We start from the raw sequence: 9,983 nt of genomic DNA on the forward strand, positions 1-9,983 counted from the left end.
CCCACCCCACGTCGCTGCCCACCCAGACCGGCCCGGTCGGCGAGCTCGCCGCGCCGGCCCCGACCGGCGCCCAGCCCGCCGGCACCCAGGAGCGCGTCGGGTTCGAGCTGCCCTCGGTGGCCGGGCGCAGCGACGCCGGACACCCCGACAACCACAACTTCGACGCCATGGCCGCGATCCGCACCGCCGACGGGCGGGTCGTCGCGGCGGTCGCCGACCAGCAGGGCTACCCCGCCACGCCGACCGCGACGCCGGCATCCCAGGTCGCGGTCCAGGCCGCCATGAAGGCCGCCGCCGACGCGCTGGCCGCCAACCCGAACCTGCCCGGCGAGCGGCTGGCCCGCACGGCGTTCGACGCGGCCGCGGAGGCGACCGAGCAGGTCAACCAGATCACCACGTTCCTGCTGGTCGTCATCACCCCCACCGGGCCGGACAGCAGCCAGGCGACGTTCATCTGGGTCGGCGACAGCCGCGGCTACACCGTCGATGCCACCAGCACCGAGCAGGTCACCGAGGACCACACCTGGGGCGTGATCAACACCGCCGAGACCGCCCCGGACAACCAGCCGCGCCAGCAGATCACGCACTGGGTCGGTGACGGCCCCGCGTCCACCCCGGGAACCGAGACCCGCGAGGTCACCGGCCCGGTCCGGATCGTGCTGACGACCGACGAGCTGCACGACTTCTACCCCAACGCCGCCGGCCTTGGCGCCATCGTCACCGCCGCAGCCACCCCGGCGGACGCCGCCGACGGCGTGATCGACAACGTCCGCACCCAGGGCAGCGGCAACAAGACGATCATCGTGATCGACGCCAACAGCGGCCCCCAGGCCGCGCTGCCGGGCCCCGCCGCCGCGGTGACACCCGCCCCGCCGGCCCCCGCGACACCGGCCCCCTCCTCCGCCCCGACCGGCCAGCTGGTCTCCCGCGCGCACCGCGACGCCGTGGTCAACCAGCTGCGCGACGCGATCGCCCAGGCCAACGCGGACTACCTGGCGGGCGGCGCCGCCGCGGACCGCCGGGCCGTCCTCGTGGACGCGGTCCGCCGGGCCGCCCACCGCGGCCTGCCCGTCGCGGCCATCGCCCGCATCACCTGGCTGGACCGGGCCGAGGTCGAGGCGATCGTGGCCGGCGGCCAGGGCGGCCCGGTCGCCGACGGCGTGCCCGGCGACATCGCCCGCGCCGAGCTCGAACCCCTCATGCCCGCCGTCGTCGCCGGCGCCCGCCCCCTGACCGCCGACGAGTTCCCCAACCTGATCCGAGGCCCACCCGGACTCACCAGCCTGATCCGCATCACCGACGAGGACCTCCTCGACGGCAAACTCATCGCCTTCGCCTGGAAAGGCGCCGACGGCAACCCCGTCATCGTCATCCCCGCACGCGTAGCCAGGCTCATCGACCGGCTCATCGCCCTCGACCCCGCCTTCGCCGACTGGTGGAACCGCCTGCTGCGCCACGAACACGACTTCCACCTCGGCGAACACCCAGAACACGACGGCGAACACCACGACAACCACGCCGCCGCCCTGGTCGCCGAGCTGCGCGCCGCGGCCGCCTCGGTCGGCCTGCTCGCGGTGGACGAGAACGAACACCTCGTCTCCCCTGGCGACCCGGCGATGGCGGAGGTGCTGGTCGCGGTGGTGGACACCGTCGAGGCGCTGGAGCGGCGGGGCGAGTTCACGGGGGCCTCGGTCGATCAGGTTCGCGCGGCGAGCCCCGAGGGGCGGTGGGTGACCGACGGCCTGGTGCTCAGCCTCGGGGAGGGGTTCGCCGCCGAGCTGGCCCGGACGCTGGCGGCGCGCGGGCTGCCGGCGGTCACCGTCGTCTACTACCTGGACCGGTCGCGGCGGCGCATCATCGCCGACCGGACGCTGTTCACCGACAGGGTCGGCCCGCTGCCCCAGCGCGATCGGATCGCGCTCGAAGGGCAGGTGCAGCGGCGCTGGCGGCAGGCCGGTACCGACGCCGGCGCACCGGCCGGTCTGGAGCTGCACCCGCTGGCCGGCGCGAGCTACCAGGGCACGCTGCTCGACGAGCGCTACCGGGGACGGCCGAAGGTGCTGCTGCTGCGCGGTGCCGACGGCCGCACGCTGGTGGCCAAGCACTGGGAGCGTGACCCGTCCACGCTGCTCGGCGCGGTGCTCACCGCCAGGCTGTACCGGCTGCTCGGGGTGTCTTCGGTGAGCAACTGGCTGGCCATCGCCACCGAGGACATCACGATCCCGGGCACCGACGACGTGGTGGTCTTCGCCGGCGACCTGCTGGAGGTCACCGCCGACTACCTGCCCGGCCAGCCGGCCACCCTGGACGCCGCCGACAGCGGCTGGCAGCGCCGACAGGTGGCCGCCGAGTTCGCCATCACCGCGTTCCTGCGCGACTGGGACGGCGTGCTCGCCGACCGCAACCTCATGGTCCACGGCGGGCGGCTGTGGCGGATCGACTTCGACAAGGCGCTGCGGCGCGGGCACGACGCCGGCCCGGTCGCCCGGGTGTTCTCCGTCGGCGAGCACAAGGCCGTGCTCGGCCTGCTCACCGAGGACGAGGTGCTCACCCAGTTCGCCCGGCTGGTCGCCATGCGCGAGCACATCCTGGCCGAGGCGCCCAACGAGGACTTCCGCCAGATGCTCGCCGCCCGGCTGGACTGGCTGCGCCAGGTCGTCGACGCCTGGGAGCTGCCCGACGAGCCGAAGGCCAACCTGGCGCGCGCCCGGCGAACCAGCGCCCGCGACCACCCCGGCGACCGGCGCCCCGACGACGACCCGCCGCTGGTCACCGAGCCGCCCGCCGGCGGCCCGGCCCGGCCCGCCGCCGTGCCCGACGGGCGGGCCTGGCTGGTCACCGGCGGGCAGCTGCTCATCCTCATCGAGGCCGGCGCCCCGGTCCGGGTCCACGACCACCGAGGCCACGACGTCTGGGAGGTCACCCTGCGCCAGGGCGACGAACGGCTCGTCAACGCCCAACCCTGGACGCCCGATGCGCGGGACTTCGACCGCCAGGAGGTTCGGGCCGCGCTGCTGCGGGTGCTGGGCCGAAACGCCCGCACCTCGTTCGAGCAGTACCGCGACCAGCCAACCGCACCGCGAGCCCCACCCGGCGGCTCCTCGGTGGCGGACCCGACCCGGCTGGACGAGCTGCTCGACGCCGCCGAGGAACACCTCGAAATGGCCGGCCTGGCCCTGGCCCGCCGCGACCCCGCGCTGGCCGAGATCCTCACCCGCGTCGCCCAAGCACTGGCCCAGGCCCTCACCCTGCTCGACCAACTGCCGCCTGCCGACCGCGACCCACGACACGAACGACTCACCGAGCTCGCCCAGGGCTGGGCAACGCTCGCCGCCGTCGCCGACCCGCCCGTCACCGGCCCCGCCGCACAGGCGGTGCGCCACTGGCTGACCCCGCCGGGCGGTGGGCTGACCACCCGCCGGTTCGGCGTGCGGGAGCACCGCAAGGTGGTCGCCGGGTTCCGCCCGCTGCTGTCCCGGCTCTCCGACGCCGAGCACGGCCCCGGGTTCCTGCTGGTGGACTGGCCGGCGGTGCGGCCGCTGTTCGAGCGCGAAGGCCTGCCCGACCTGGGCCGCGAGATGATCGCCTACACCGTGTTCGACGAGCACGGCCGGGCCTGGACCATCCAGTTCACCCACGTGCACGACGCGATCGCCGCGCTGCCCGCGCCGCTGCGCGCCTTCCTCGAGGACGAGATCCTCGCCCACGAGCGCCGCCACGCCGCCAAGCCCTCGGCCACCCACCCCGAGGACGGCTGGCGCGAGCACGACCGGGAGCGGCGGCGCATCGTGGGCCTGGTCCTCGACGCGCTGGCCGGGCGCCCGGTGCGGCTGCCCGAGCACCGCGCCGGCGGCCGGGCGGACCGGGGCGACACCCCGAGGGCCGTCCTGGACACGCTGGCCGCCGATGGGCGCACCGCCGCCGAGGTGGCCGCCGCGCTGGGCGCCGGGGAGGCGGCCACCGGCCGGCGGCTGGCCACCCTGGCCGCGTGGGGCCTGGTGCACCGAGGACCCGACACCCGCCCCGGCGGCCGATCCAGTACCTGGCTCTACACCCTGCCCGAGCACACCCGCGCGCTGCTGGCGCTGCTCGACGACCCCACCACCGTCCGCGACCCGCGCGCCCAACGGGTGCTGCGCGCCCTCGCCGACTGGTTCTCCAGCCCCGCCGCCCTCGACCGGGACGGGCAACGCACCACCCGCATCGCCACCACGCTCGACGCGGCCCGAGCGCTGCCCGGCAGCCCACTGCCCCCGCCGGCCAGCCACGTCGCGCCCAACTCGCTGCGCGCCACCCTCGACGCCGTCACCGCCGAGGGCAGCACCATCACCGAGGTCGCCGCCGCCACCGGACTCGGCCCAGGCCCGACCAGCCGGCGCCTGGCCACCCTCACCAACTGGGACCTGCTGCGCCGCGAACCCAACACCCGCCCCGGCGCCAGCGCGAACGAATGGCTCTACGTCCTGCCCGACCACACCCGCGCGCTGCTCACCCTGCTCGACAACCCCGACCGGCATCCGAGCGACTTCGGCCGCCGCGCGCTGCGGACCCTCGCCGAGCACCTGCGCGACTCGGCATCGCTGAAGCCCGACGCGGCCACCACCGCGAAGATCGCCGCCGCGCTGGACGCGGTGCGCGCCATACCCAACGGCCCGCTGCCCCCACCGACCGGCCACGTCCCGACCAACTCGCTGCGCGCCACCCTCGAAGCCGCCACCCCCGAGGGCCGCACCGCCGCCGAGATCGCCGAGGCCACCGGGCTCGGGGTGGACGTCGTGGGCGCCCGGCTGACCGCGCTCACCCACCTGGGTCTGCTCGAACGCACCCCGAACACCCGCCCCGGCGCCAACCCCCGCGAATGGCTCCACCACCTGCCCGAACACACCCGCACGCTGCTCGACCTGCTCGACAACCCGGCCAACCACCCCGCCCCCGCCCGCCGCGCCCTGAGCACGCTCGCCGACCTGCTCCGGGCGCCCGCCACCCTGCGCCCCGGGACCGCGCACGCGGCCAAGCTCGCCTCGGCGCTGGACACCGTGCGCGCCATCCCGAACGGCCCGCTCCCGGCGCCGGCCGCGCCGCCGGCGGTGTCCCCGCGCGCGATGCTCGACACCGTCCGCGCCGCCGAACACGGCATCACCGCCGGCGAGCTGGCACACCGGACCGGGATCGAACCACGGCTCGCCCGCCGCTGGCTGACCACACTCACCCGCCTCGGACTGCTCGACCGCGCCCCCGACACCCGCCCCGGCGGCAACCCCAAACGCTGGCTCTACACCGTGCCCGACCGCACCACGCTGCTGCTCACGCTCGCGGACAACCCGGCGGGGCAGGGTTTCCGGGCCAAGCGGGCGCTGCGCTCCGTGCACGTCCTGCTCGCCCGGCCGGTCGGCACCGAGCTCGACGCGGACACGGTGACGGCGCTGGATACGGCGCTGAGCGCGGTCCGGGCGCTCCCGGGCGGGCCGCTGCCAGCCGCCGGCGAACCGGCGTCCCCGCACACGGTCCGAACCGTCCTGGACGCGATCGGCGACCAGGGGGTGACCGCCGTCGAGCTGGCCGGCGCGCTGCGGGTGGGCGCGCACGTGGCCCGGCGCCGGCTGGCGCTGCTCGCCGAGTGGGGCCTGCTGGAGCGCGCCCCCAACACCCGCCCCGGCGCCAACCGGCGCGAGTGGCGCTTCCACCTGCCCGAGCACACCCGGGCGCTGCTGGCCGACCTGGACGACACGGGCCGGGCCACCGACCCCGCGTACCGGGCCGCGCTGGACCGGCTCGCCCCGCTGCTCGCCCAGCCCACCGGGCTCACCCCGGGCTCGGCCACCGCGGAGAGGATCCGCGCCGCGCTCGACGCCCTGCGCGTGCTGCCCGCCGGCGCGCTGGCCGTCGCCGTCGTGCCGGTGCCGGCGGGTTCGCTGCGCGCCACCCTGGACGCGGTGGCCGCCGCCGACGGCCTGACCGTCACCGAGCTGGCCGAGGCACAGGGGCTGCACCGGATCACCGCCCGGCTGCGGCTGGCCGCGTTCCTCGAATGGGGCCTGGTCGTCCGCGACCGCGGCGACGGCTCCCGCGACTACGTCCACCGGCTGGCCGAGGGCGCCGCCGAGCTGCTGGCGCTGCTGGACCGGCCGGAGACCCACCACGGCGGCCGGGCGCCGCTGGCCGCGCTGGTGACGGCGCTGAACCGTACCGAGCGGCTGGACCCCGCCTCCCCGGCCACGGCCGAGGTCGCCGGGGCCGTCGCGGCGGTGCGGGACATGCCGGGCGGCCCGCTGCCCACCCAGGCCCTCCACGTCCAGGCCAACTCGGTGCTGGCCACGCTCACGGCCCTGGCCGCCGCCCCGGACGGGCTGACCGTGGCCGAGCTGGCGGCCGCGTTGCCCGGCGTGGACGAGCGCACCGTGCAGCGGCGGCTGCCGACGCTGGTCGGGTGGGGTCTGGTGTGGCAGGCCCGCGACACCCGCCCGGGCGGCAACCCGCGCGAGCTGGTGTATCGGCTGCCGGCCGAGACCGCCGCACTGCTCGACGCGCTCCCCACCGGCCCGGCCCCGCGCGAGCTGGCCGCCGCGCTCAACAAGCCCAGCATGCTCGCCCCCGGCGAGGCGACCACGGTGGCGATCGAGATCGCGATCGACGCGGTGCGGGCGCTTCCCGGCGGGCCGCTGTCCACCCGGGGGCCGCCACCGGCGCCCAACTCGGTGCGCGGCACCCTCCACGCCCTGGCCGGCGCCGGCCGCGACGGGCTCGCCGCGGCCGAGCTGGCCCAGCTCGCCGGGATCGCGAAGTCCTCGATCCTCAAGCGCCTGCGCGCCCTGGTCGAGTTCGGGCTGGTCGCCCAGGTCCCGGACCGCCGCGACGGCGCCGGCCCGCGCGCGGTGGCCTTCGTGCTCACCGAGCGCACCCCGGCGCTGCTCGACGCGCTCGCCACCGCCCCGCTGCACCCGCGCACCGACGAGCAGCGCGCGCTGCGCACCCTGGCCGACCTGCTCAACAAGCCGGTCGACCTGGTGCCGGGGACGCAGGCCCAGCGGCAGGCGGCCGCCGCCGTGGCGGCCATCGACTGGTTCGCCGCGGCGTTCGACCCGAGGACCGGGCGGCCGGTGGAGCTGACCGGCCCGGTGCTCGATCACGTCCGCGCGGTGCTGGTCGAGCTGGTCGACGAGGGCCTGCTCACCACGGCGGACGCCGACCAGCTGGCGATCGCCAGCCCCGGCGAGCTGTGGGCGGACGCCGGGATGACGCTGCTGCTGGCGCGCGAGCTCAACCGGCGGCTGGTCGACCGGCTGGAGGCCGACGGCCTGGACCCGGTGGTGGTCGTGTTCCTGGTCAACCCGGGATCGCGGCAGGTCATCGCGGACGCCGGCCTGTTCGACAGGCACATCGCCGGGCTGTCCGAACAGACCCTGAGGTTCCTGGAACGCCACGAGGCCGAGCACGTCACCGGCCACGACCCCGACGAGGCCGCGGTGTGGGCGGCGCACCCGCCGGCCGAGCCGGTCGCCAGGGAGCTGGCGGCGCTGGCCGAGCGCGCCCACGACGAGGTGGAGATGGCGCTGGCGCTGCGCCCGATGCTGGACCGGGCGGCGCGCTCGACCGAGCTGGCCGGCAGGTGGTCCGAGCTCGGATGGCACGAGCTGGCGCTCGCCGACCTGCACGCCGCCGCCAAGGACCTGGCCACCGTCGCGCGGTGGGCCGCCGCGCAGGGCGCCGACGAGACGCTGTCCGACCTGCTGGTGACCACCCGAGGCGAGCTGGCCGAGCTCACCGCCGCGCTGCGCACCCGGCCGGTGCTGGTCCGGCTGGGGCTGCGCATGTGGCAGGCGCTGGACGCCAACGACGGCGCGTTGCCGCTCGACGAGCTGGCCGGCCTGGTCGGCGCCCCGCACGAGCTGGTCACCGAGGCCGCGAAGACGCACCCGGGCCTGCGCGCACGGCGAGCGAGCGGCGGCACCGAGGTGGCCATCCGGCCGGGCTGGCGGATCCGGGCGGTGCCGCTGCCGGCCGACTTCGCCGCCGAGACGCCCGGGCTGACGCTGCCCTCGGACGGGGAGCTGACCCGGCGGGCCGAGTGGTGGCTGGTCGCCGAGCACCGCCCGCTGACCGACTTCGAACGCTCGCTGTGGCTGGCCGAGCTGCTCGCGCGGGCCTGGCGGGCCTCACCGGGCCCCGCCGAGGCCACCGACCGGCTGCGGATCCACCGGGCGCGCGTCGACGTGCCGGCCGGCCTGGTGCTGCTCGACCACGACGGCCACCCCACCGACCACCTCGAACTGGTCGTCGACCCGGAGACCCGCCGGCTGCTCAACGCCTACCCCGCCGGCCCCACCGCGCCCCGGCTCCCGGACCCGCCGGCCGGGTCGGTGCCCACCGTCGAGCATCGCGGCGCGGTGATCGGCACCGGCTGGATGATCGCCCCCGACCGGGTGGCCACCACGCTCGGCCCGCACCTGGCCGAGCTCGGCCCCGGCGACCTGGCACGGCTGAGCGTGGCCGGCTTCCGGGTCGCCAGCGCCTTCCGGCCCGGGGAGGACACCTACCGCGACCCGGTGGCGTTCGCCAGGGCCAGCCAGTTCTTCGCCATGCTGCACGGGCAGCCGGTCGACCGGATCGACCTGGTGGTGCTGCACGTGCCCGGCCTGGCCGCCGCCGTCCTGCCCACCGCCACCGAGGACACGACAACCGAGGACACGGCACCCGGACAGCGGCTCCTGATCGCCGGCCGGACCGCCGCCCCGGTGCTGGCCGCCGGGCCGGCGGTGATCACCCTGCTCGCGCCGCCGGACCCGCCCGCGCCCGGCAGCCCGCTGCTGGCCCCGGACGGCCGGGTGGCCGGCATGGTCACCCACGTCGACGCGGACGCCGGGCTGGTCTTCGCGCTGCCCGCCGCCCTGCTCGCCCCGGCCGCCCCCGCCGCCATCGCCGCCGACCCGGCCACCCCGGAGCGGCTGCTGCGCCACGCGACGCGGCTGCTGCACGCCGCCCTCGACCAGCTCGACGCCGCCCGCCCGCCGCCCGCCCGCGACCTGCTGCGCAACGCCGAGGCCGTGCTCGACGCGGCGGCCGCCGCACTGGCCGCCGACCGCGACGGCGAGCTGACCGACGAGGACTACCACCGGGTGTTCGACCAGCTGCGCACCCTCGCCAAGAACTGGTGGACCCTGCTCACCGAGGCCGACGGCACACCGACGAACACCGCCGCCCACCAGCGCGCCACCGCGCAGGCCCACGCGCTGAACACCATGAGCGACCCCGACGAGCTGCTCGACGCCGCCCCCGCGCTGGGCCGCCCCGAACAGTGGCGGATACACCCGCACCACGACTACGACCCCGCCCGGTTCCTCGACGCCTACCGCGCGCTCACCGAACCCCAACCGGCCCCCGCCACCACCGCCGAGGCCGAAGCGGCGAACGTCCAGGCCTACTTCGCGCTCGAAACGCTCACCGCCCAGCTCCCCGCCGACCAGGCCGCCCCACTGGCCACCGCGCTCGCGCACTGGGCCCGCCCCAGCACACCCCCGCCGGGCCTGCTCGACTACCTCGAACAGGAGCTCCCCACCACCGTCGCGCCGCTGACCCTGCCCGCCCTCGCCGTGGCCCGCCACCACCTGCGCCAGGCCTCGGTGAACGGAACCTGAACAAGAGGGGAAAGGAGCGGTGGATGGTTCCGTCGCGGACGCGGCCGTGGGTAACTTGGCACTCGCCTGCCCCCCAGGGGGTGCGCGGCCCGGCTCGGTGTTCGTGTCCTGAGCCCACCGGGTGCCAGCGCGATCGGCGTGTGCGTGTGTGGAGCACCGCGGTCGAGGGCGTGGTTCCGCGTGACCTGTACCGCGGCCAACCCCTTCGTTTCTCGATCAGGAGTGCTCGTGATGGTGTCGGTGATGGCGACCTGGGGGCGGCGCATGCGCGTCGTCGGCCGGGTGCTGTCGCGGATGCCCGCGACCGTGCTCCTGGCCGCGGTCGGACTCACCTTCGCACTGACCGCGATC

The 9,983-nt window shown here is 76.7% G+C and carries 1 protein-coding gene; it reads left to right on the forward strand.

Features of this window, described 5'->3' with window-relative positions; all coding sequences use genetic code 11:
- Nucleotides 1–116: 116 nt before the first annotated feature.
- Nucleotides 117–9,632, forward strand: a complete 9,516-nt coding sequence (locus tag N912_RS59425; RefSeq protein ID WP_483826448.1) for a helix-turn-helix domain-containing protein — start codon at nucleotides 117–119, stop codon at nucleotides 9,630–9,632.
- The last annotated feature ends 351 nt before the right edge of the window (nucleotides 9,633–9,983 follow it).

Origin of the sequence: Actinospineispora acaciae DSM 45401 (assembly GCF_000620785.1) — a bacterium.
Taxonomy (GTDB): domain Bacteria; phylum Actinomycetota; class Actinomycetes; order Mycobacteriales; family Pseudonocardiaceae; genus Pseudonocardia; species Pseudonocardia acaciae.